This is a genomic window from Emticicia sp. 21SJ11W-3 (assembly GCF_024138715.1).
In the GTDB taxonomy this organism is placed as follows: Bacteria; Bacteroidota; Bacteroidia; order Cytophagales; family Spirosomataceae; genus Emticicia; species Emticicia fluvialis.
Genome location: NZ_CP092074.1, coordinates 4,884,370 through 4,908,639 on the forward strand (window position 1 = coordinate 4,884,370; position 24,270 = coordinate 4,908,639).

25 protein-coding genes are annotated in these 24,270 nt (G+C 42.2%); 19 read left to right on the plus strand and 6 right to left on the minus strand.

Annotation, left to right across the window (positions count from 1 at the left end; genetic code table 11):
* Positions 1–44 precede the first annotated feature (44 nt).
* Positions 45–1,490, plus strand: coding sequence for a SusD/RagB family nutrient-binding outer membrane lipoprotein (locus MB380_RS20690; RefSeq protein WP_253531229.1), 1,446 nt, complete (start codon positions 45–47; stop codon positions 1,488–1,490).
* 278 nt (positions 1,491–1,768) lie between these two features.
* Here the strand turns inward: MB380_RS20690 and MB380_RS20695 are convergent, their stop codons facing one another.
* Positions 1,769–2,917 carry a cysteine desulfurase family protein gene (locus MB380_RS20695; protein WP_253531233.1) on the minus strand — a complete coding sequence of 383 codons (1,149 nt, stop codon included), beginning with the start codon at positions 2,915–2,917 and terminating at the stop codon, positions 1,769–1,771.
* 104 nt (positions 2,918–3,021) lie between these two features.
* Entirely contained in the window at positions 3,022–3,480 is a 459-nt protein-coding gene (locus tag MB380_RS20700; protein WP_101724702.1) for an Lrp/AsnC family transcriptional regulator, read from the minus strand.
* Positions 3,481–3,639: 159 nt separating this feature from the next.
* On the opposite strand from MB380_RS20700, the gene rocD reads away from it, so the two are divergent.
* Positions 3,640–4,878 carry an ornithine--oxo-acid transaminase gene (gene rocD / locus MB380_RS20705; protein WP_305882494.1) on the plus strand — a complete coding sequence of 413 codons (1,239 nt, stop codon included), beginning with the start codon at positions 3,640–3,642 and terminating at the stop codon, positions 4,876–4,878.
* Between the two features lie 30 nt (positions 4,879–4,908).
* Here the strand turns inward: rocD and MB380_RS20710 are convergent, their stop codons facing one another.
* The 4 genes from MB380_RS20710 to MB380_RS20725 form a co-directional block, all read right to left on the minus strand.
* The gene (locus MB380_RS20710; protein WP_253531236.1) at positions 4,909–5,463 is read right to left on the minus strand and encodes a hypothetical protein; all 555 of its coding nucleotides are present in this window, start codon (positions 5,461–5,463) and stop codon (positions 4,909–4,911) included.
* An 89-nt stretch (positions 5,464–5,552) separates the two neighbouring features.
* On the minus strand, positions 5,553–6,443 hold the full coding sequence (locus MB380_RS20715; protein WP_253531237.1) for an FKBP-type peptidyl-prolyl cis-trans isomerase: 891 nt from the start codon (positions 6,441–6,443) through the stop codon (positions 5,553–5,555).
* A 14-nt stretch (positions 6,444–6,457) separates the two neighbouring features.
* Positions 6,458–7,300 (minus strand): FKBP-type peptidyl-prolyl cis-trans isomerase, encoded by an 843-nt coding sequence (locus MB380_RS20720; RefSeq protein WP_101724705.1) that lies wholly within the window; start codon positions 7,298–7,300, stop codon positions 6,458–6,460.
* A 39-nt stretch (positions 7,301–7,339) separates the two neighbouring features.
* Positions 7,340–8,380, minus strand: a complete 1,041-nt coding sequence (locus tag MB380_RS20725; protein ID WP_253531239.1) for a bifunctional oligoribonuclease/PAP phosphatase NrnA — start codon at positions 8,378–8,380, stop codon at positions 7,340–7,342.
* 221 nt (positions 8,381–8,601) lie between these two features.
* Here MB380_RS20725 and MB380_RS20730 point away from each other — a divergent pair, with 221 nt between their 5' ends.
* The 17 genes from MB380_RS20730 (at position 8,602) to MB380_RS20810 (ending at position 24,208) form a co-directional block, all read left to right on the plus strand.
* Positions 8,602–10,101: a glycoside hydrolase family 32 protein gene (locus tag MB380_RS20730; RefSeq protein ID WP_253531241.1), complete on the plus strand. Its 1,500-nt coding sequence runs from the start codon at positions 8,602–8,604 to the stop codon at positions 10,099–10,101.
* Between the two features lie 27 nt (positions 10,102–10,128).
* Positions 10,129–11,583: a Gfo/Idh/MocA family protein gene (locus tag MB380_RS20735; protein WP_253531244.1), complete on the plus strand. Its 1,455-nt coding sequence runs from the start codon at positions 10,129–10,131 to the stop codon at positions 11,581–11,583.
* Between the two features lie 3 nt (positions 11,584–11,586).
* Positions 11,587–11,982, plus strand: coding sequence for a hypothetical protein (locus tag MB380_RS20740; protein ID WP_229236182.1), 396 nt, complete (start codon positions 11,587–11,589; stop codon positions 11,980–11,982).
* Between the two features lie 289 nt (positions 11,983–12,271).
* The gene (locus MB380_RS20745) at positions 12,272–12,682 is read left to right on the plus strand and encodes a PH domain-containing protein (RefSeq protein WP_253531247.1); all 411 of its coding nucleotides are present in this window, start codon (positions 12,272–12,274) and stop codon (positions 12,680–12,682) included.
* 5 nt (positions 12,683–12,687) lie between these two features.
* The gene (locus tag MB380_RS20750; RefSeq protein ID WP_253531250.1) at positions 12,688–14,112 is read left to right on the plus strand and encodes an anthranilate synthase component I family protein; all 1,425 of its coding nucleotides are present in this window, start codon (positions 12,688–12,690) and stop codon (positions 14,110–14,112) included.
* Between the two features lie 101 nt (positions 14,113–14,213).
* The gene (locus tag MB380_RS20755) at positions 14,214–14,780 is read left to right on the plus strand and encodes an aminodeoxychorismate/anthranilate synthase component II (protein WP_101724710.1); all 567 of its coding nucleotides are present in this window, start codon (positions 14,214–14,216) and stop codon (positions 14,778–14,780) included.
* An 11-nt stretch (positions 14,781–14,791) separates the two neighbouring features.
* Positions 14,792–15,778: an anthranilate phosphoribosyltransferase gene (trpD, locus tag MB380_RS20760; protein ID WP_253531253.1), complete on the plus strand. Its 987-nt coding sequence runs from the start codon at positions 14,792–14,794 to the stop codon at positions 15,776–15,778.
* A gap of 16 nt (positions 15,779–15,794) precedes the next feature.
* The gene (gene trpC, locus MB380_RS20765) at positions 15,795–16,583 is read left to right on the plus strand and encodes an indole-3-glycerol phosphate synthase TrpC (protein ID WP_253531265.1); all 789 of its coding nucleotides are present in this window, start codon (positions 15,795–15,797) and stop codon (positions 16,581–16,583) included.
* A 104-nt stretch (positions 16,584–16,687) separates the two neighbouring features.
* Positions 16,688–17,326, plus strand: coding sequence for a phosphoribosylanthranilate isomerase (locus tag MB380_RS20770; protein ID WP_253535640.1), 639 nt, complete (start codon positions 16,688–16,690; stop codon positions 17,324–17,326).
* The gene (locus tag MB380_RS20775; RefSeq protein ID WP_253531268.1) at positions 17,323–17,535 is read left to right on the plus strand and encodes a hypothetical protein; all 213 of its coding nucleotides are present in this window, start codon (positions 17,323–17,325) and stop codon (positions 17,533–17,535) included. The genes MB380_RS20770 and MB380_RS20775 overlap by 4 nt, the downstream gene beginning before the upstream one ends.
* Positions 17,535–18,011, plus strand: a complete 477-nt coding sequence (locus tag MB380_RS20780) for a DUF6036 family nucleotidyltransferase (protein WP_253531270.1) — start codon at positions 17,535–17,537, stop codon at positions 18,009–18,011. Before MB380_RS20775 ends, MB380_RS20780 begins: the two co-directional genes overlap by 1 nt.
* Complete coding sequence (trpB, locus tag MB380_RS20785) at positions 17,989–19,197, plus strand: tryptophan synthase subunit beta (protein WP_253531272.1); 1,209 nt, start codon at positions 17,989–17,991, stop codon at positions 19,195–19,197. Before MB380_RS20780 ends, trpB begins: the two co-directional genes overlap by 23 nt.
* Before the next feature lie 47 nt (positions 19,198–19,244).
* Positions 19,245–19,625: a Dabb family protein gene (locus tag MB380_RS20790; RefSeq protein WP_101724713.1), complete on the plus strand. Its 381-nt coding sequence runs from the start codon at positions 19,245–19,247 to the stop codon at positions 19,623–19,625.
* Positions 19,626–19,712: 87 nt separating this feature from the next.
* Complete coding sequence (gene trpA, locus MB380_RS20795; RefSeq protein WP_253531274.1) at positions 19,713–20,489, plus strand: tryptophan synthase subunit alpha; 777 nt, start codon at positions 19,713–19,715, stop codon at positions 20,487–20,489.
* 150 nt (positions 20,490–20,639) lie between these two features.
* Complete coding sequence (locus tag MB380_RS20800; RefSeq protein WP_253531276.1) at positions 20,640–21,908, plus strand: aspartyl protease family protein; 1,269 nt, start codon at positions 20,640–20,642, stop codon at positions 21,906–21,908.
* Between the two features lie 146 nt (positions 21,909–22,054).
* Positions 22,055–23,383, plus strand: coding sequence for a dihydroorotase (locus MB380_RS20805; RefSeq protein WP_253531277.1), 1,329 nt, complete (start codon positions 22,055–22,057; stop codon positions 23,381–23,383).
* A 114-nt stretch (positions 23,384–23,497) separates the two neighbouring features.
* Positions 23,498–24,208, plus strand: coding sequence for an SIMPL domain-containing protein (locus tag MB380_RS20810; RefSeq protein WP_253531279.1), 711 nt, complete (start codon positions 23,498–23,500; stop codon positions 24,206–24,208).
* Positions 24,209–24,270 lie beyond the last annotated feature (62 nt).

Consider the following 24,270-nt stretch of genomic DNA (forward strand, 5'->3'; position numbering starts at 1 on the left):
CAGTATAAAAGTCATATTTCATACTGTTAAAAAAATATTGACACATGAAAAAAACATTTGCATATAAATCATTAGCTGTTGCAGTTGCCTTGTCAATTGCCACTACTTCCTGCGATCCGGGTGATTTTGGCGATATGAATGTCAGCCCGAATAACCCTTCAACTCCTAATACTGCCGGTTTTTTTACTTCGGCATTACGCAATTTTGGTACCATGACTACCGAAATGGTTCCTTCATTGTATACCCAACATTTTGGTGATGTTACTTACATTGAGGATTCTCGTTATAAAACCATTAATTTTAACTTCAGTGGTTATTATACAGGCCCACTAATTGCGTATCAGACCATTATTGATTTGAACACCAACGCAGATACCAAAACTACGGCAGCTGCCAACGGCTCAAATAATAACCAGATTGCTATCGCTCGTATTGCAAAAGCCTATACTTACATGTGGATGACCGACCGTTGGGGAGATATTCCTTACTCACAGGCATTAAAGGGTAAAGCAAACTTCAGCCCTGCTTATGATACGCAGCAGTCAATCTACACTGATTTGTTTAACGAATTAAAACAAGCGCAGGCACAGTTTGATGGTGGAGCAACCGTAAAAGGTGATATTATCCTGAGTGGAAACGCTACTCGTTGGAAGAAATTTGCCAATACCTTGCGTATGATTATGGCATTGCGTCTTTCGAAAGTTGACCCAACTAAAGGTAAGGCCGAATTTGCCGCAGCCATGGCAGATGGCCCACTGGCATCAAATGCTGACAACGTGAAGTACGGGTATCTTTCAGAGGCAAACAATGAGCACCCATTGTATAATAACTATATCACAACAAACCGTAAAGATTTTGCTGTGAGCAATACTTTTATCAATTATCTGGTAAAAACTAAAGACCCGCGTATAACTGCTATGGCAGACCCCAACATTGAGCAAAAATACGTCGGTGTGCCTTATGGTGTGTTTCCTCCTACCTGGAAAGCACAGGATGTATCGCTGGCTGCCAGCGCCATTCGTCAGCAAAATTCAACTGCAAACATAGTAACTTATGCCCAGGTATTGTTCTCTCAGGCAGAAGCTGCCAAATTAGGATGGATATCTGGTGATCCTAAAGCGTATTATGAAAGTGCCATCAAGGCTTCAATGGAACAATGGTTAGGCGCTGCTGCTACAGCAACGGCTGTTAGTGATTTCTTGCAACAACCAGATGTAGCCTATGATGACAGCAAAGCTTTGCAACAGATAGCTACGCAAAAATGGGTTGCCTTGTTCTATCAGGGCAATGAGGCCTGGGCAGAATGGCGCCGTACAGGATACCCGGCACTGACACCACCGGCAAATGCTCTGAACCCAAGTAAACAGATACCTCACAGAATGGCGTACCCTGTAACAGAACAGACACTTAACAAGGTTAATTACGACAAAGCCATTGCCAGCCAGGGTGCTGACACCCAGGATACCCGTGTATGGTGGGACAAAAAATAAGCATAATTACCGAAACACATATATCGCAAAGAGGCAGTCATTCGGCTGCCTTTTTTGTTTTTTTTGGGGGTGATTTAGAAAAAATCAGGAGGAGGCACTTTATATAAAAAAACCAATTACCCATTAAGTAAGTTAAAAATTAACCCACAAATCTGAAGAGTTGGAGAAATTTATTAAAGATAACAAGACGAACTTCAAAGAAGATGCTTCTGTATCTGCATTGATTGAATACTACAATACTTTGTAACAAAAAAGGGCTCTAAAGCCCTTTTCGTTTTTTAAGCCAATATTTGCTTGGCATATATATCTGTTAGTACTTCTACTACTTTATCTATTTCTTCAGGGGTATTATATTTACCAAACGAAAACCGTACGTTCCCTCTATCGGGGTGTACATTTAATGCCCCCAGCACATGAGAGCCTACGTCTGTTCCACTTGAACAGGCACTCCCGCCTGAACATGAAATCTGGGCGATGTCCAGATTAAATAAAAGCATATCGTTATCCTCGCTCGGCGGGAAACTCACATTCAGAACCGTATAAAGGCTGTTTTCAACATCGGCAGAATTTCCATTAAATGTAACGCCTGGTATATTTGCTTTTAATTTATCAATCATACGGGCTTTAAGGCCTTTCAGATAAGTCTGGTGCTCTTCCATGTCACGGTATGCAATCTCTAATGCTTTAGCCATGCCAACAATGCCATAAACGTTTTCGGTTCCTCCTCTCATGTTACGCTCCTGAGAACCCCCATGAATAAACGGGTGTATCTTATTATTGACATTGATATACAAAAAGCCTACCCCTTTAGGACCATGAAACTTATGTGCTGCGCCTACAATAAAATCTACTGGCAGGTCTTGCAGGTCATGCTTATAATGGCCCATGGTCTGAACAGTATCTGAATGAAAGACCGCTTCATATTGTTTACAGATTTCGCCCACTTTTTTCAAATCTATCAGGTTACCGATTTCATTATTACCGTGCATTAACGAAACCAGCGACCGGGGTTTGGTTTGTAACAATTCTTGCAGATGCGCCAAATCAACCCTGCCTATGTCGTCTAATTTTACAAAGCTAAGCTCTATAACACCTTGCTTGGCCAGATACTCTAATGTATGTAAAACAGCATGATGTTCAGTTCTTGATGTAATTGCGTGCTTTAGCTGATACGTATCTATGCTGCAGGTAATGGCTGTATTGTCTGCTTCTGTGCCGCCAGAGGTAAAGAATATCTCAGATGGCGAAGCGTTTAACAACGAGGCAATAGTTTTACGTGCTTTTTCAATGGCCGAGCGCACCTGCCTGCCATGTGCATGTATAGATGAAGGATTCCCGAAGTTTTCGGTCATTAACGGAAGCATGGCTTGCAGAACGTCGTCATCTAGACGGGTGGTTGCTGCATTATCGAGATAGATGCGAGGCATAATTTATTTGGTTTCTGCAAAATTAATACTTGTTTTTATATTGTACAACCCACAGATATTATAGACTAAGCAAATTTTATTTGGCAAAGCCAGTTATCAGGCTACTACAACTCTACGCTGGCATTCCTTTTAAAGGCAGCTCCGAAGTCAATCATCGATTCGGTTTTTAATACACCGTCAATATTATCTATTTTATCATATAAAACAAGGCGCATGTGCTCGCTAGACTTAGCCACAATACGAATATATAAGGTGTACTGCCCGGTAATATAATAACACTCAGTAACTTCAGGTATCTTCCGTAACTCTTCAATAATTTGTTTAGAGTCTGAGTCTTCTTTCAGAATAATGCCTGTAAAGGCGCTCCACTCATAACCTAACTTGCGCTCGTCTAAAATAATTCCGGCGCCTTTCAGAATGCCTGCCTTTTTCATACGGGCAACGCGCTGATGCACCATTGTGTTAGAAATATTCAAATTTTTGGCTATTTCAGAATAGGGTTTCCTGCCATCTTTTTCAAGATGAATAAGAATCTGCTTATCAAAATCATCTAAAAAGTTCATATAATTAACAAGTCATATTTACTTAATATTTGCCATATTTAATATTTTTCACTTTCATATTATGTATAATTAGTAAATATAACTTATATATTGATTAAATAAAGTCATTTTAACATTTTTATGCGAGAATCCATAAAAAGGTCTTAAATATATATTACTATGATGACAGATACTTTCTTAAGCGACCAACTGATTGAACTGGAAGAGCGTTATGGCGCACATAACTACCACCCCCTACCGGTAGTGCTGGAAAAAGGTGAAGGAGTGTACTTGTGGGACATAGAAGGAAAACGTTACTATGATTTCCTGTCGGCCTATTCGGCAGTTAACCAGGGGCATTGTCATCCACGCATCATAAATGCATTAATTGAGCAATCGCAGAAACTGACGCTTACGTCGCGCGCATTTTATAATTCAATTTTGGGCCGTTTTGAAGAATACATAACCAATTATTTTGGTTATGACCGCGTACTACCTATGAATACCGGCGTAGAAGCTGTTGAAACAGCCATGAAGTTGTGCAGAAAATGGGGGTATCAGGTAAAGGGTATTCCAGAAAACAAAGCTAAAATAATATTTGCGGGTGGCAATTTTCATGGAAGAACGTTATCAGTAATTTCAGCATCTACTGACCCGACAGCACGTAAAGATTTCGGCCCCTATATGAGCGGCATTGAAATAGTGCCTTATAACAATATTGAAGCATTAGAGGAAGCGCTGATAAACGACCCCTACATAGCCGGTTTTATTGTAGAACCCATGCAGGGTGAGGCTGGCGTAGTAGTGCCGGATGACCAATATTTGCCGGAGGCCTTCAGGCTTTGCAAAGCAAGCCGGGTACTCTTTATTGCCGACGAAATTCAGACTGGTATTGCACGCACAGGCAAAATGCTGGCGACAGACCATTATCATATAAGGCCTGATATGGTAATTCTGGGTAAAGCGCTCTCTGGTGGTGTGCTGCCTGTTTCGGCTGTATTGGCTGATGATGAGATTATGCTGACATTGAAACCCGGAGAACATGGCTCTACCTATGGAGGGAATCCTTTGGCATGCGCCGTGGCCATGGAAGCATTAAAGGTTGTGAAAGAAGAAAACCTGGCAGGTAATGCCGATTACCTTGGACGGATTTTTCGCCATGAAATGCAAAAGCTGGTTGAAGAAACCGGTATTGTAACAGAAGTACGAGGAAAGGGTTTGCTGAATGCCATTCTGATAGACACCACTGAGGAGTCTGACCTTGCCTGGGACATATGTCTTGAGCTGAAAAACAACGGATTGCTAGCGAAACCTACGCATGGTAATAAGATAAGGCTTGCGCCGCCTTTGGTAATGACTGAATCTCAATTATGGGATTGCATAGAAATTATCTCAGACACCATCAGAAGGTTTGACTGATACCAGGTAATACAGGCGGGCGTACAATTATTAGTATTCCCACTTTTGAGGTAAGCCCATTTGCCTGGCATAGTAGGCCGGAGCATAAGTATGCACCCTTTGTAAAAGTTTATTTATTTCCTGCTCAAACTCTACGTAGTAATCTTCGTGAAGTTTGGGCATTTTTTTTAATATAAAATCAGTACGCCTGGCTATGTACAGCGCCAGGGTATCTGTTTTGGTACTATATTTCTCAAGCATTTTAAACTGATTCTCAAAAAAGGTATTCAGGAGATAAAGCGTAAGTTCTATTTCGCCATATTTATCTTTGGTAACCTTTACATGGGTTGTAATCTTACTATTGAGCTCTCTAATGTCTTTCAGCATCCAGCTTGCAATACTCTGACTCATTTTTGAGACCAGCTGAATAGCCTTTTTTATTTCCTCGCGCCGGTCGTCCAGAAACGATTCGTTTTCCAGTAATTGATACTGTAATTGCTGAGCCAGTAAATTGTTTTTGCCAATGAGCCTTAAAAGCATCTTATCTTTTTCTTTGGCGGGCAAGTCTAAAATAGCTTTTTCGAGCTCCTTATGTAATTTAGCCATAGAATAACAAACCGTATTACTGATATAAAACTTAAAGGCCCCTGAAAAGTTCAGAGGCCTTTGGTAAAGCAAGGTATTCAATAAGAATATTATCTTGTGCTTTTTATTTCAACCACAAAAATCAGCGGTGAGTATGGTGGTATTTTGTAACCACCGTTGGTATTATCAGCCACACCCTGGGTTCCATATCCTAGAGCAGAAGGGAAAACCAACACGGCTTTTTCACCAACCTTTAATTTTAGCAAACCTTCTTCAAAGCCTTTAACCACACTGTTACTACCTAAATACACGTCTATCTGGCCTTTGTCAAATTCTTTTATACTGCTTGCCAGATAGCCATTATAAACAACACCGGCTGTCTGGCCTGAAGCTAACTGTGTACCCGTTGTCTGAGACAACTTTAATACACGCAGGCCTGATTCTGTTTTCTCTCTTGAAACTACCGTAACATTTCCCATACCGGTTGCTATGTAGTCTTCAATCTGTTTGTCTTCAGAACGATTTTTTACAATCTCCAGATCTACCACAAGAACAGATTTGCCAGGTACATTATTATAATTCTGTGAACCATAAGCAAGATAAGAAGGTATCAGGAAAGTACCTCTTTCTCCTGATTTAAGTTTGCTGATAGCATCCGAAATTCCCTGCAATCCGATTGTACCCCCAAAAATGACAGTAGCGGGTTTATTTGTTGAGCGTAAAGAACTGTCAATCTTGGTACCATCTAACAAAGACATTACGTAATGAAGTACAACTTCATCGCCTACCTTAATAGAATCACCAGAAGCATTAGTCTTGGTAATCTGATAATACATTCCATTATCTGCCTTTTTCATGTTCAGATTTTTGGAATTGATATACGTCAACATTTCCTGTTCATTCTTCTTGACGGTTTCTTCCAAATCGTTCTTCAAAAAGTCTGAACAAGAGCTCACAAGAGCGGTACAACCAACAAGTAATCCGAGTACTATCTTTCTCATTACATTTAATTTATTTATTTCACATCGATAATTTCCATTTCAAAAATTAACGGACTGTACGGAGGAATAACACCCCCTGCACCCTGCTCGCCATAAGCCAGATTAGATGGGATAAAGAAAATGCTTTTTTCGCCTTTTTTCATCATCATCAGTGCTTGTTCCCAGCCTGGTATTACCATTCCCTGGCCTACAGTCAGTTCAAGAGGATCCTTACCCACAGAAGAATCGAACACTTTACCGGTAATAAGTTTACCTGTGTATTCTACCTTGACGGATTTACCTGCCGTAATGGTTGCACCAGTGCCCTCTTTCACAACGACCCTGTACATACCATATTGTGTTTTGGTGGCATTAGGAAAATTCTTTTTAGCGTATTCGTCCATGATTTTCACTTCATCATTCTTTTTGGCCTGTTGCGCTTTCTCAAAATCTTCCATGGTTTGTACCTTTTTCACCTTCACCAGAAACTGCATATCCGAACCTTTTGCTACACCGGCAGGCATAGGTTGTTGCGCTCTTATAAACAAGGAGTCTGAACTGACGAAAATGGTTGCACTGTCTCCCTCAGAAATATGAAAAAGACTGTTTTCGAACGATCCCTTAAAGGCGCCTTTCTGCAAACGCATCATTATAGGCTCGCCACGTTTATAAGTATTGGTAAACACTGTATCGTTTGGCGCTTTTACTATCAGGTCAAAAGTAACGATATCGCCCTCTTTGGCTTTTTTACCGTTGCCTAGTTCGTGTATCTGGTATTTAGAGCCGTCGGCATCCTGAGTTACTTTAAACTGGTCACAAGAAAAAAGCAAACTTGCCGCTAAAACCAGGCCAGAAGAAGTTTTCAAAAATTTTGTCATGAAATTTATTTATTAGTAAGATATTACAATTGTATTTGGCTAGCTATTGTTAAGCAGCTGGGTTTTATGTAAGGGCAACAAAAGCAGAAATTTTTCAAGCGTTTTTGAAAGGCTTTCATGAGAACGGCCACCAGCTGCATTTTTATGCCCGCCACCGCTGAAATAATTCCTGGCAAACTCGCTCACCGAGAAATCTTTCACCGACCGGAACGAAATACGAATCATGTCGTCGCGCTCTACAAACATGGCTGTCATCTGTACGTCTTTTATAGATAGTCCGTAATTAACAATACCCTCGGTGTCGCCATTTTTTGAACCAAATCTGGCAAGTTCTTCTTTAGAAATACTCATATATGAAACCCGGTATTCTGGCAGATGCACCAGCTTTTCGCTCAGCGCAAAGCCAAGAAACTGAATCCGTTCTAATGAGTTATTATCAAATATCTTCCGGTGGATATCATTGGTACGTACACCAATTTCGATTAGTTCTCCGGCTACCCTGTGCAAATCTTTTGTGGTACTGTCAAACCTGAAAGACCCCGTATCTGTTACCAGCCCGGCATATAAGCATTCAGCAGCAGGAATATCAATCAGGGCTTTATCGCCCAGCAACTCAATCAGCAGATAGATTAACTGGCAGGTAGCTGCGGCTTTTTCGTTCCAGAATATAAAATCGGCAAAGTTTTCAGGCTGTTGATGGTGGTCTATCAAAACCTTTTTGGCAGAGGCGCTTCTCACATACTCTTCCATAGCCTTGATACGCCCCAAAGCCGAAAAATCAAGACAGAAAATAACCTCTGCAGCAGCAATTAATGCCTTGGCGGTTTCCTGTTTTTCACTCTCAAAGTTAATAACTCCTTTCTCGCCCGGCATCCATTGTAAAAACTCGGGGTAATCGGTAGGGGTAATTACATTTACTGAATGATTTTTTTTCTTTAAATAGGAAGCCAAGCCCAACGATGACCCGAGTGCATCGGCATCGGGGTTCTGGTGAGTAGTAATAACGATTCTTTTGGGCGAAGCCAATAAAAGGTTAAAGTCCTGTAATTTCTGAACTGAATCTGTGAAAAACTCTTGCATAACGCAACAAAGGTACAAAGTAAAGCCGGGAAAACAAACACGCCTAAAACGAATACAAACCCCCTGTTAAATATATGTAAAGCCATAAATTTACAGTTTTTTAACATTTTAAAGGTTAAAAGTAACACGGGTTTGGCAATTGATATAAAAAAATGAAATAAACCCGGCAGGATTCATATTTTCTCTTATGTTTGCAGGTAGTTTATTTTAACCTGTTATATATGAAAAACCTACTGTTAATCCTGTGCCTGTCAGTATCTTATCTGTCTTTTAGCCAACAGGAATCTACTGAACAATGGCGCCCTGCTTTTCATTTTTCTCCGGCCAGAAACTGGACCAACGACCCTAATGGACTGGTATATCACGACGGCGAATGGCATATATTTTATCAGCATAACCCTTTTGAAAACAAATGGGGGCACATGAGCTGGGGGCACGCCGTAAGCAAAGACCTGATGCACTGGCAGCACCTGCCTGTGGCCATACCGGAAGATTCGGTCTGGATTTTTTCGGGCGGAGCCGTAGTAGACCCAAACAACACCAGTGGTTTTGGCGCCAATAGCATGGTAGCTATCTATACTGCCGACTATCACGGCAAAAAAGAGAACCAACACCTGGCCTACTCTACCGACAAAGGCAGAACCTGGACCAAATATCAGAAAAACCCCATTATTCCCGTACCGCTACCGAACGGAAAGGTAATGAAGGATTTCCGCGACCCGAATATGTTTTGGCACGAGCCAACCAAACAATGGATACTGGTAGTTGTGTTACCTACAGAGTTCAAGGCTCATATTTATGGTTCAAAAAACCTGACCGACTGGACTTTTCTGAGCGAATTTGGCGGACAGGGGGATGTTAGAAAAATATGGGAGTGCCCCTCATTAATTGAACTGCCCATTGAAGGAGAAAAAGCATCGCGATGGGTTCTAATGCTATCGTCAAGCAGCCCGCATCAGGATTTTGTGGGAATGCAGTATTTTGTGGGGGATTTTGACGGCAAAAAATTTACTAATGATAACCCGGCAGATACAAAGCTGTATGTTGAGTACGGAAAAGACTTTTATGCGGCTATTCCGTTTACTCATGCGCCTAAAAAAAGCATGCTGGGCTGGATGGCCAGTTGGCAATATACCGATGCCCTGCCTACTTTTCCGTGGAAAGGGCAAATGAGTTTGCCCAGAGAAATTTCACTGAAAAGAACCAAAGATGGTTTAAGGTTATTGCAAAAACCGACAGAAGAGGTTTTAAAAGCTAAAAACTGGAAAGGCACCGTACAAATGGAAGACTTAATTGTAGACGGTGACAAAAGCCAGATAAGAAAAAACATGACAGATTCTTACATGATTGAGATAGAGTTTGAACTGAATGGCGCCCGTGAAGTTGGTGTAAAAGTGCTGAAAAAACAGGGTACCAGCCAGGAAACAGTGGTGGGGTATCAGGCAGACAGCGAACAGCTTTATATTAACCGCATTAATTCGGGTAAAATCATTAGCCCGAACTTTGCTTCTCTGGATGCCAGCCCTATGAAAACTGAAAGAGGAATGGCGAAACTTCAGATATTTGTAGATAAAATGTCGGTAGAGGTATTTGGTAATGATGGTGAGGCGGCTGTAACAAGCCTGGTTTTTCCGGAGGCACAAAGTTTAGAGTGGCAGTTGTTCAGTAATGGCGGCAAGGCAAAAGTAACTAAACTAAAAGTTTGGGAATGGCAAAAATAACTACTGCCAATAGCCTTAGTTTAATTGATGCCGGAGGTTTATATTTGCAAATCCGGATACCAACCTAACGACACTAACCTGATTATGGACAGTTTTTCGCGACGAGACATTCTTAAAACCTTTGGCCTTACTGCCGGCGGTTTATCATTTTTAAATGCTGAATCATTTGCCGGAACAATTGAGGACGAACCCATCGTTATTCCTGATGACGACAGGTATATAACGCTCGACAAACCTGTAACAGCTATTGTACTGGGCGCCGGCAACCGTGGTAATGTTTATGGCCGGTTTGCGCTGGCTTTCCCGAACGAACTGGATATGGTTGGTGTGGCAGAGCCGATACCTTTCAGAAACGATAAATTTGCCAAAGCCCATAATATAGAAGACAAACACCGTTTTAATACCTGGGAAGACGTTTTCAAGGTGCCAAAATTTGCTGATGCCATTATCATTTCTACCCCCGACGACCTCCATTATGGCCCGGCCATGAAAGCACTGGAAATGGGCTACGATGTACTGCTGGAAAAGCCTATTTCTCCTTCATATCAGGAGTGCCTTGACATATTGGCAATGGCCAAAAAAACCAAAAGAACAATAGCCGTTTGCCATGTATTGCGATATACGCCGTATTTCAGAAAACTGAAAGAAATAGCACAGAGCGGCCAGTTTGGCAAACTGATTAGCGTGAACCATCTGGAGGGTATTGAATACCAGCACATGGCGCACTCTTATGTACGGGGTAACTGGCACGTAGCTAAAGACACTAACCCGATTATTCTGGCCAAGTCATGCCACGACCTCGATATTTTACGATGGGTAATCGGCAAACCTTGCAAAAGTGTTGCGGCACATGGTTCATTAACCTGGTTTAAAAAAGAAAATGCGCCTGAGGGCAGCACCGAACGCTGCACAGATGGCTGCAAAGTAGAAAAAGAATGTCCTTTTTCGGCTATTAATATTTATCATAAGCAACGCCTGCGTATCAGGGTGCTGGATGTAACCGATGATTTGACCAAACAGGGCGATGAGATTATGGAAAAACTGAAAACGTCTCCTTATGGCCGATGTGTATATAGAATGATCAACGACCAACCCGACCACTATACCACCACCATGGAGTTTGAAGGCGGCACCACCGTTAGTTTTGCTATGGAGGCTTTTACTTCGTTTGAGGCGCGTAAAACAAGGTTGATGTTCTCGCATGGAGAAGTATGGGGCGATATGGACGAGATTCAGACTTATGATTTCAGAACGAAACAGAACACAAAATGGCGGGCAAGCGAATTGCCCGAATATAAAAGCCAGGCATCTGGCCATGCCGGTGGAGACTATGGCCTGGCCCGGAACTTTGTGCAGGCAGTGGCCCAGAAAAAACCTGAGTTGCTGACCTCAACCATTGAGGCATCTATTGAAAGCCACGTGATGGGCTTTATGGCCGAGAAAAGCAGATTAAGTAAACAGATGGTAGATGTAAAAATTTAATTTATGATGCGTAAACTATTAATTATTGCTCTTTTGGCACTGGGTGCCTGCAAAAATAAAAAGGCAGATTTGGGAGATTTTGATTTACAGAGTTTCAAAACCGACCGCGGGGGTTGTGAAGACAAAAGAGTAAAACTGATTGAGCCTCTGAAAGACCTGCGGCCAAAAATTCTGGGACTGACAGAAAACCAGATTGTTGATAATTTTGGGCGGTATGATTACCAGATTCTGAGCCGCCGGAACGAGAAAGTATTTGTGTATTTTTTAGAAAAAGGCCCACAATGCGAACAAATCCAGAACCCGACCAACTCGCGCTCGATGCTATTGTATTTCAATGCAGCCAGTCTGGTAAAAGAGGTATCGTTTCAGAATGGAGGGGTTATTGATACGTATAAGTGATGTACATGAAGGATGTTTTCTAAGGATACAGGGCCGCGTTAAGTGTTCACATATTTTTTTTTGAAAACACTTTGTTTTTAAAAAATACTCAATACTTTTGTACCCAGAATTTAAACACGAACAATGACTCAACGCAATATTATAGCTAACATCTGGTGGTGGCGTTCTTCCGACAAAGGATGAACAGCGTAGCTATGTATTGACTCAACGATATAATACCCGGCGGCTTACAGTTCATCCTGTAAGCCGCCTTTTTTGTGTCATTATTGCACCGAAATTGTTCAGAAACATGCAGCAGAAATTTAATTCAGAAATAAGTTACTGGCTTTTTGTGCCGATATTCTGTTTGTTCTCAGCACTGATAACCACGGCTATAATTGATAAAGCCTGGCCGATGCTGATGATCATGGTATGCGTAACAGCATTCATGGTTAACCTTTTGGCTCGTACCTGTTATGTAATAGAAAACCGTAAGCTGACTATTATCTGCGGATTTCTTTTTAAGCAGGAAATTGACATAGAGAATATCCTGAAAATTGAAAAAACCAATAGCCCGATTAGCTCTCCGGCCTTATCAGTCAAACACCGGATTGAGATTACTTTCGGTAAATATGACACGGTTATTATTTCACCAGAAAGACGAGCCGAATTTATTGAAGCACTGACATTGATTAATAAAAATATTAGCACAAACCTCTGACTCTCATGCAAAAGTTTGGTATTACTACCCGATACAAACGCCTACTGGCCGATATGTTGACCCCGGTTGGGATTTTCCAAAGAATCCGTAATCACTTTCCGCATTCGGTTATTCTTGAAAGTGCCGACTACCACGCCATGCACAACAGTTTCAGCTACATAGCCTGCGACGAGGTGGCGAGTTTCCAACTGGATAACGATATAGTAACACAGGCATTTCCTGACGGAACCACGGCTCAGTTTCCGCTTCATAACAGAAAAGAAGCCGTTGGCGTATTGCAAGCCTTTGCGGCTCAGTTCGAAATGCCCAAAACCGATTTCTCATTTATCACTAACGGTTTATTCGGCCACATTACCTACGACTCGGTTGAATATTTTGAAGACATAGAAATACAGGCCAAAAGCCCTGAAAATGCCATTCCGCAGATTCTATATAGAGTTTACCGATATGTAATTGCCATCAATCATTTCAAAGATGAGCTCTATATATTTGAGCATACCTATACACCAGACGGCCAGGAACCCAAGCCGCTGTCAGACGGGCTTGAAACGCTTGAGTTTTTTGTAAAGAATCCTAAAGTAACTACTTCGCAATTCAAAGCCGATTCAGCAGAAGAAACCAATATCAATGATGATGACATGCGTGAAATCATCAAAAAATGTATTGGTCACTGTCTGCGTGGTGATGTTTTCCAGATTGTGCCTTCCAGACGTTTTTCGAGAAAATTTGAGGGCGATGATTTCAACGTTTACAGGGCGCTTCGTTCCATTAATCCTTCTCCTTACCTGTTCTATTTTGATGGTGGAGATTATCATATTTTCGGCAGCTCACCGGAGAAACAGATATTTATTAAGGACGGACAAGCCGAAATACACCCGATTGCGGGTACTTTCAGAAGAACAGGTGATGATGAAAGTGATGCCGAACTGGCGCGTCAATTGCACGCCGACCCCAAAGAATCAGCCGAACACGTGATGCTGGTTGATTTGGCCCGCAATGATTTATCGCGCAGTTCAGATTCTGTAAAAGTAGATATTTTTAAAGAAGTGCAGTTCTACAGCCATGTAATACACCTGGTATCTAAAGTAACCGGAAAAATGCACACAGGCACCAACCCGCTGCAGTTGGTAGCCGATACTTTCCCGGCCGGAACTTTGTCTGGTGCGCCTAAACACAACGCCATGACCATCATCAACCGTTTTGAGCCTACCAACCGCAGCATTTATGGAGGGGCCATCGGCTTCATGGATTTCAAAGGCAATTTTAACCATGCCATAGCCATCCGGACTTTCCTCAGCAAAAACAATACGCTTTTCTATCAGGCAGGTATGGGTGTAGTGGCTAAGTCAGACGTAGAACTGGAAATGAAAGAAATTCACCTGAAACTGGCCGCTTTAAGAAAAGCCATTGAAATGGCAGGGGAAATATGATTTTTTGAAAATTGGAGAAAGAATAGATTTGTTGAAAGTGAATTAAAAAATCATTCACTCAATCGCACAATCACTAAATCACTCATTAAAAATAGTATATAATGAAAATTCTGGTTCTTGATAATTACGATTCGTTTGTGTACAATCTGGTCTATATCCTGAAAGATTTAGGCGGAAATGTAGACGTTTTCAGAAACGACAAAATAGCTCTGGAAGAAGTAGCTCAATATGACAAGATTCTTCTTTCGCCAGGCCCCGGTATACCAGAAGAAGCCGGAATCATGATTGACCTCATTAAAGAATATGCGCCCAAGAAAAGCATTTTCGGGGTTTGCCTGGGGCATCAGGCAATTGGTGAGGCCTTTGGCGCCAAGCTACATAACATGGGCGATGTATTGCACGGAGTAACTACTCCGTGCCTGATAACCGACAAAGATGAACTGCTCTTTAGGGGTGTGCCTGAAAAAATAGAAGTTTGCCGTTATCACTCCTGGACAGTGGTACCCGAAACCATGCCTGCAGAACTGAAAGTAACTGCTATTGATGAAAAAGGATTTGTAATGGCTGAAGCCCATACAAAGTACGATGTGAGAGGGGTGCAGTTCCATCCGGAGGCATACCTGACACAGCACGGAGTGAAAATGGTTGAAAACTGGTTAAAAAATTAATTTGCCTCAGCATGAAACAATATTTACAGGTTTTGCTTCAAAACCATACACTTTCAAGCGAAGAAGCCAAAGAAGCACTATTGAGAATCGGTCGCGGAGAAAGCAACTCATCGCAAATTGCTGCTTTTCTGATGGGTATTCAGATGCGCGGGGTTACAGTTGAAGAGCTGGAGGGGTTTCAGCAGGCTATGCTGGAACTGGCTGTGCCCATTGACCTGACTGACTTTGACCCGATGGATGTTTGCGGCACCGGAGGTGACGGAAAAGACACTTTCAATATTTCTACTACCTCTGCCTTTGTAGTGGCCGGGGCAGGGCAGCCCATTGCCAAGCATGGAAATCATGGGGTTTCATCGGCCGTTGGTTCAAGCACCGTACTGGAATATCTGGGGGTAAAATTTACTAACGACGAAGGTTTCCTGAAACGCAAGCTGGAAACCGCAGGTATCTGCTATATGCATGCGCCGTTGTTTCATCCGGCTATGAAATACGTAGCGCCCATCCGTAAAGAATTAGGCCTGAAAACCTTCTTCAATATGCTGGGGCCATTGCTAAACCCCGCCAAAGTACAAAAGCAGCTGACGGGCGTATATGACATGAAAGTATTTGACCTCTACACGCAATTGTTTAACCGTTCAGCAGCACAATTTGGTATTATTTATGACCTGGGCGGCTACGATGAGATTTCGTTCACGAACGATTTCAACATTGGCACCAGGCATGGGGTGGTAGTGCATTCTCCTACCCATTTTAGTTTTGACCTGACCGAGCAATCTGCATTGCATGGTGGTAATACGCTGGAAGAATCCGCAGGTATTCTCATCAATATTCTTGAAAACAAAGGTACTGCTGCTCAAACCAATGTGGTTTTGGCTAACGCCGGTGTAGCTTTGAGCGTAGCCAGAGGTATATCTATTGCCGAAGGAATAGAGCAGGCCAAAGAATCGCTGGCCAGCAAAAAAGCCCTGAACGCCCTACGAAAACTAATAGAAGACTAACCAACAAAACCACAAGATGACCATCTTAGACAAAATAGTTGCACGCAAAGCCATTGAGGTAACAGAAGCCAAAGCCCGTATTTCAATAGAAGCATTAAGCAAAGAGACTTTATTTTCTCGTAAAACCAATTCTTTGAAAGCCGCACTTCTGGCCGATGGCTCATCTGGTATTATTGCCGAGCATAAACGAAAATCTCCATCCAAAGGCATTATTAACGACCAGCTTTCGGTTGCTTCTGTTACGCAGGGCTACGCAGCGGCCGGAGCCGCGGGACTGTCAGTACTTACCGACGCCGACTTTTTTGGTGGTGCAAAAGAAGATTTATTACAAGCACGAGAGGCCAATCTGTCTACCCCTATTCTAAGAAAGGATTTTATAATAGATACCTACCAGTTATACGAAGCTAAGGCCTGGGGAGCAGACGTAATTCTGCTGATTGCAGCCTGCCTGAGCCCTGAACAGATACAGCAGCTTAGCGCCACGGCACATGAACTGGGGCTGGAAGTATTGCTGGAAATACACGATGAAGAAGAACTGAACAGAAGCCCGCTTGGCAACGTTGATATTATAGGAGTTAATAACCGAAACCTGAAAAACTTTGCTGAAAACAATGTAAACGCTTCTTTGGGGCTGACAGATAAAATACCAGACGGAATTGTGAAAATTTCAGAAAGTTGTATCAGCCAGCCGGATACAATCCGTTTGTTACGGTCGGCCGGATATAAGGGATTTCTGATTGGTGAAACCTTCATGAAGGATGAAAATCCGGGAGCAAAACTCGCTGATTTTATTGCTGAAATCTAATAAAATGTGTTAATTTTGACATCTTTTACAGGTTTTACTGAGTTCATGCTTTTGTCCTGAGTATGAGTAAAATTAATTTTCCTTTAGGGCATGGAAATATCTTTATGAAACTGAAAGTATGTGGCATGCGCGATGCCGGAAATATCAAAGCGCTTGTAGAACTGAAACCTGATTTCATCGGCTTTATCCTGTACGATAAGTCACCCAGATTTGCCGGAAATCAACTGGATGTTGATGTTGCACAATCAATACCAAGAGAAATAAAGAAAGTTGGTGTTTTTGTTAACGCATCAGTTGACTACATTTTGCAGAATGTCAGAAAGTATGGGTTAAACTATGCGCAGTTGCATGGTAACGAAACGCCTGACTTTTGTAAAAGCCTGCGCACAAAGGGCGTCAATATCATTAAGGCATTCCGTTTAGATGAGTCGTTTATTTTCAGCCAGCTAAACAATTACAAGCCCCACGTTGATTTTTTTCTGTTTGATGCCAAAGGAGACAGTTATGGCGGAAACGGCGTTACTTTCGACTGGAGCATTCTGAAAAAATACACAAACGAAAAACCGTATTTCCTGGCTGGGGGTATCAGCCTTGAAAACCTCAATGATTTAGACCAGATTACACCAAAGCCCTATGCCATTGATATTAACAGTAAATTTGAAACAGAACCCGCTGTGAAAGATATTGAGAAGTTAGGAGAATTGATTGCAAAATTGCGGGAAAAGAAATCGGAGAATGTATGACAGAAAAATTCAGATTTGACAGAACAGCTTTTTGGGCAGGCAAGCATGAAGACAATGAAAAACGCATAAAGGATTTCTGGTTCGATCAATCCGCATCAGACAGACTAAATGCAGCGTGCTACTTAAATAGTGTAGCTTATAATTATAGCATAGATAACCCTCCCAGAGTAGACAAAACCATTTTTTCAATGCGTAAACATGAAGCCTGATGGCAAACATTTTCAATGAGGATTTTCGGGATTTTATTCAAGCATTAAACAATCATTCCGTTGATTATTTACTCGTTGGTGGTTACTCTGTAATTTTACATGGTTATGCAAGAACCACAGGTGACTTAGACTTGTGGGTAAATAGAACAGCTGATAATTACATGAAATTGGTTGCCGCATTTGATGAATTTGGTTTACCAGTATTTGATATGACATTCAACAATTTTTTGGATATAACAAAATACGACGTTTTTACATTTGGCAGACCACCCTCATCTATAGAGATATTAACTAATTTGAAAGGATTAACTTTCGACGAAGCATTTGCTAACCATATTCTATTCAAAGAGGAAAATTTGCAAATCAATTTAATTAATTATTCTGATTTAATTGAAGCAAAAAAATCCGCAGGAAGACCAAGAGATTTGAACGACATAGAACAACTAAGGAAAAATGACGAGCATAGAACAACCTAAAGAGAAGGAAACAGCATTTGGTGTGAACGAAAAGGGCTACTATGGCCAGTTTGGAGGCGCCTATATTCCTGAAATGCTCTTCCCGAATGTAGAAGAGCTACAACAGAATTACCTGGATATTATCTACCGCCCTGATTTTCAGGAAGAGTTTCATGGTCTGTTGAAAAACTATGTAGGCCGCCCTACACCTTTATATTTGGCCAATCGTCTTTCAGAAAAATACAATACCAATATCTATCTGAAACGAGAAGACCTGTGCCATACAGGCGCACATAAGGTAAACAATACCATAGGGCAGATATTGCTGGCCAAACGCCTGGGAAAAAATAAAATTGTAGCCGAAACCGGCGCCGGCCAGCACGGCGTAGCTACTGCTACCGTTTGTGCACTAATGGGGCTTGAATGTATAGTTTACATGGGTGAAATCGACATTCAGCGGCAGGCGCCCAATGTGGCCCGTATGAAAATGCTCGGTGCGGAAGTCCGCCCTGCAACCAGCGGGTCTAAAACCCTGAAAGATGCAACCAACGAAGCAATGAGGCACTGGATTAATAATCCGGTTGATACCCACTACATTATTGGCAGTGTGGTTGGCCCACACCCTTACCCGGATATGGTTGCGCGTTTCCAGTCGGTTATTTCTGAAGAAATGCGTTCACAATTGCTGGAACAAACCGGGAAAGAAAACCCAGACTACGTAATTGCCTGTGTGGGTGGAGGCTCAAATGCAGCCGGCGCTTTCTATCATTTTCTTGACGAGCCGGAGGTGCAGTTAATTGCAGCCGAGGCAGGCGGGCATGGCATTTATTCAGGCTTATCTGCCGCCACCACTTTTCTGGGCAAACCGGGGGTTTTGCATGGCAGCAAGAGTATTCTGATGCAAACTGAAGACGGGCAGGTGGTAGAACCCCACAGTATTTCTGCAGGGCTTGATTATCCCGGTATTGGCCCCTTGCATGCACATTTGTGGGAGTCCGGGCGGGCTAAGTTCTTTGCAATCACTGATGATGAATCTATACAGGCAGGTTTTGAATTAACCAAGCTGGAAGGTATCATACCGGCTATTGAGTCAGCTCATGCACTGGCAACTTTACAATACCTGAAAGCAGGTTCAGATGAAACCGTAGTTATAAATCTATCGGGCCGTGGAGACAAAGACCTGGCTACTTACATGAAATACCTGTAAACCAGCCGCCCTATAGTAACATCAGCCAATCAAAATTCAAAATAAAAATGAGAACCCTTCTATTAGCAATCGCTTTACTATCATTCAGTTACATGGCAAATGCACAAAAAAAAGAGCCTGCGAAACTACTTCGCCACGCTGTTTTATTCAAATTCAAAGATTCGAGCAGTCCTGAAGACATCAAAAAAGTAGAAGATGCTTTCAGAGCGCTACCCAAACAGATTAAAGAAATTGCGGATTTCGAGTGGGGAACCAACAACAGCCCAGAAAATCTGAATCAGGGTTTCACACACCTGTTTTTTGTAAGTTTCAAAACAGAAAAAGACCGTGAAGTGTACCTGCCTCATCCTGCTCATAAAGCATTTGTTGGCGTACTGGGGCCCCATTTAGACAAAGTACTGGTACTTGATTACTGGGCTGCCAAATAATATACCGCTTCCGGGCGAATGTCTGATTTGTGATCATAAGCATTCGCCTGCATTTTCTTCTTCGCTTTATTTTTTCCTGATAGCTATATGAATCGTATTACAAAGCTTTTTCAAACTAAGCTTAATAGCGTATTGAATCTCTATTTTACTGCCGGATACCCGACTTTAAACGATACCATGCCTATACTGGAGGCATTGCAGGAGGCCGGAGCCGACCTGGCCGAGATTGGCATGCCCTACTCAGACCCAGTGGCTGATGGCGAAACCATTCAGCAGTCGAACCAGATTGCATTGGATAATGGCATGAGCCTGAAAGTGCTTTTTGAGCAACTGCAAAACATGCGCCAGAAGGTACAGATACCTGTTATTCTGATGGGCTATATCAATCCGGTTTTACAATTTGGTATAGAAAACTTCTGCCGTAAATGCCAGGAGGTTGGTGTTGATGGTCTGATTCTGCCAGACCTGCCCACTGAAGAATACTATGAAGAGTACAAACCTGTATTTGACAAATACGGCCTGTTAAACATTTTCCTGATTACGCCACAAACCACCGAAGCCCGTATACGCCGTATCGACGAGATATCAGACGGATTTATTTACATGGTGAGCAGCGCCAGCGTTACTGGTAAAACATCTGGTATTTCAGAAGTAATGGAAGAATACTTTAACCGGGTAAATGCCATGAACCTGAAAAACCCACGTTTAATAGGGTTCGGTATAAAAGACCACGAAACCTTCACAAAAGCTTCAGAATATGCTGCCGGCGCTATTATCGGCAGCCAGTTTATACGTGTACTTCAGGCTTCTTCCGACATCCGCAGCGATGTGGTGAAGTATGTGCAATCTGTTAAAGCGGGTTAATAGTAAGGAAATTTAGAATATGGCCTTAATTTTTCTAAAAAATGGGCTAAACTTAAAACTCTTTTCGAAAAACTTTTGTTTTTTATTAGAATTATTCTAAATTTCCTTAGGATTTTAATACCGAAACAGATTTACAGAAAGGCTATAGCTATGGAAAAGTTGTACAAGCTCTGCATCATAGCCCTCTTATTGATAACAAGCCAATTGGCTTTTGCTCAAAAAGACAGGAAGAAAGATACCCGATACGGGTATCATTTTAAAGGAAAGCATCAAAAATTTGCCCGGTTTCCGTTTGACCTGCACGCGAATCTCATAGTTTTAAAAGCTACCCTTGATGATTCTGACACCCTACGTTTTATATTAGACACAGGTGTTACCTCTACCATTATTACAGACCCCCAGCGTGCCAAATCTCTTGACCTGAAGTATATAAGACGCGTTAAACTAACCGGTGCAGGCGAAGGCGGAGATTTATCGGCCAGCGTATCAGTTGGCCACCGCATTCAGATTGGCGACATCGTAGCATCTCAGCAAAACATTGTTGTGCTGGACGAAGACGTGCTTAAGCTCTCTGAGTTTCTGGGTGTGCCTATACATGGTATTTTCGGGCACGATATTTTCAGCAATTTTGTGGTAACCATCAATTTTGAGGAAAAGATGCTCTACCTGACCGACCCTAACAAGTTCAGATACAAAAAGTCTTTAGGAACCATCTACCCTATTGTGCTCACGCAGTCAAAGCCATACACTGACGCCATTGCCATGGTAAGCAACAATAAAGAGATACCTATGCGCCTGGTTATAGATACCGGTGCCGGGCATGCCTTACTGCTAAGCGCCAGCGAAAAAGAGCCCATACAACTGCCTCAAAAAGTAATGCGTGCCAACCTGGGCCGCGGGCTAAACGGAGAAATTAACGGCCACATAGGCCGGGTTGATAAGATACGTATGGGTACCCTGGAAATGCAGGATATACTGGCTTCTTTCCCCGACAGCCTTTCATTTAGTATGAAATTCCCCCCCTCTAACGAAGGCAGGCAAGGAAGCATTGGTTGCGAACTGTTAAGACGCTTTACCGTAACGCTTAACTACAGAGACGGCTACATGATTATGAAGCCAATTAAGAACCGGATGAAAGAAAGTTTTGAGCATGACATGAGCGGCCTTGATGTGCGTGCCAGAGGCGACCACTTCAATGAATACTACGTCAGCAGGGTTCTTGAGCAGTCGCCGGCTTATGAAGCCGGGCTAAGAGAAGGCGACGAGCTGATTTTTGTCAACAATCAGAATGTTAAAAACCTGGCTATCAGCGAGATTTACAAGATTTTGTCGCGCAAAGAGGGCAAAGATGTTGAATTGTTTATCAGGCGGAAAGGAGAACTCAAATTTACCAGTTTCAAACTTAGAAGAATGATTTAACCTGAACTTATAACCGTATTACACAGGGGTAATTGCAAATCAATTATCCCTTTTTCTTTATAGCGGTAATGCCTTTATCTTTAATTATTTCAATCAGGCACATCTAATTTTTATTAATTTCGTGCCAAACTTTACACTTAGCACAAATGACTATTCTTATACTAAATGCCCTGCTGGTAAATGAAGGAAAGATTGAACCACGCGATGTGTTCATTAAAGACGGTATTATTGAACAGATAGGCAGCGATTTATCAAGCCATAAAGCCAACCGTTTTATAGATGCAACAGGTAAATACCTGCTTCCGGGTGTAATTGACGACCAGGTACATTTTCGTGAACCCGGGCTTACTCATAAAGCTAACATCTACACTGAGGCCAAAGCCGCAGTTGCCGGCGGCACTACCAGCTTTATGGAAATGCCTAATACCGTGCCGAATGCCCTTACCCAGGACCTGCTGGCCGATAAATACCAGATAGCAGCAGAAACCTCGCTGGCCAATTACTCATTTTATATGGGTACATCGAACGATAATTATGATGAGGTAATGCGCACGGATATTCAGAACGTATGCGGGCTAAAGATTTTTATGGGTAGCTCAACCGGTAATATGCTGGTAGATGACGAACACGTGTTATCAAAAGTGTTTGCTAACTTTCCGGCCTTGATTGCTACCCATTGCGAAGACGAAGCCACCGTAAAAGCAAACCTTGAAAAATATAAAACCCTATATGGCGACAACCCGCCGTATGATGCCCATGCTATTATCAGAAACGAAGAGGCCTGCTTTAAATCTTCATCAATGGCAGTAGAACTGGCTAAAAAACACAAAACCAGGTTGCACATTCTGCATATTTCAAGCAGTGAAGAAATACCACTATTTGAGAAAGGCCCTATAGCCGGCAAACACATTACCTCTGAAGTATGCGTACACCATCTTTGGTTTGACGCCGAAGATTATAAACAACTGGGCAACCAGATAAAATGCAACCCTGCCATTAAACATGGGCACAAAGATAAGCTGCTGCAGGCATTGCTAGACGACCACTTTGATGTTATTGCTACAGACCATGCACCACATACCTGGGACGAGAAACAGCAATCGTACTGGCAGGCTCCGTCTGGCTTACCTTTGGTGCAGCACTCGCTAAATGTTATGCTTGAGTTTTATAAACAAGGAAAAATTTCTTTGGAGCGTATCGTAGAGAAAATGTCGCACGCAGTGGCCGACTGTTTCCAGATTGAGCGACGGGGATATATCAGAGAGGGCTATTGGGCAGATTTAACACTGGTTGATTTGAATGCGACTACGCTGGTAGACAAAAACAGCTTGTATAGCAAATGTGGCTGGTCGCCGTTTGAAGGAACCGAATTTCAATCAAAAGTAACGCATACCGTAGTTTCGGGCAATATTGTATATGCCAACGGCCAGTTTAATGAGCACATAAAAGGACAAAGAATGAAGTTTACCAGATAGGCATTAACGAATGATTAACAGTTTTATGAAGAGAAGTTTGTAACAATCCTACAGGTTTGAGCGTTATGCTTGCCAGACACAACGTTTTAATTCTCAACATAAAAATCGCAGACAATGAAACCATTATTTTTTGCTTTCCTGATTTCAGGCCTGGCTCTTACCGCAACCGCACAAGACAGAACCGACAAAGAACCGGTTAAGAAAATTGAAGTGACGGGTTCGTCTGAAATGGAAATTACCCCTGACGAAATATACTTTGCTATCTCTTTAAAAGAGTATTTTAAAGACGAAAAAAACCAGAAAGACAAGGTTGCTATTGATGTGCTTGAAAAACAGCTGATAGCATCCATAACCAAAGCTGGTATACCGAGAGAGAACCTGACCATTGGCTCGATATCTGGCTATAGAAACTGGACAGGCAAGAAAAAGCCTTTGTATTTTCTGGAAGGTAAAAGATATATGTTGAAACTGAACAACTTGTATAAGTCTGATGTGATTCTGGACGGGGTTGACGACCGGGGCATTGAGTACGTTTCTATTGACCACGTTGACCATTCTAAGATTAAAGAATACAGAAAAGAGATAAAAATCAAAGCCTTACAGGCTGCAAAAGAAAAGGCAACCTATCTGCTTGAATCTATCAACGAAAAAGTAGGTGATGTGCTGACCATTGAAGAACAGGAAGACCAGTATTACTCACCACAACCCATGCTGGCTAACGTAAGAATGATGAAAGCCGATGCCGCACCCATGGAAGACAGCAGCCTTGAGTATCAGAAAATAAAGCTCAGCTATAAAATGAAGGCGGCTTTTAGGATAAAGTGATGGTTTTGATTAATAACAAAAGCCTGTTTTAAGCCAGTAAATGCTTAAAACAGGCTTTTGCG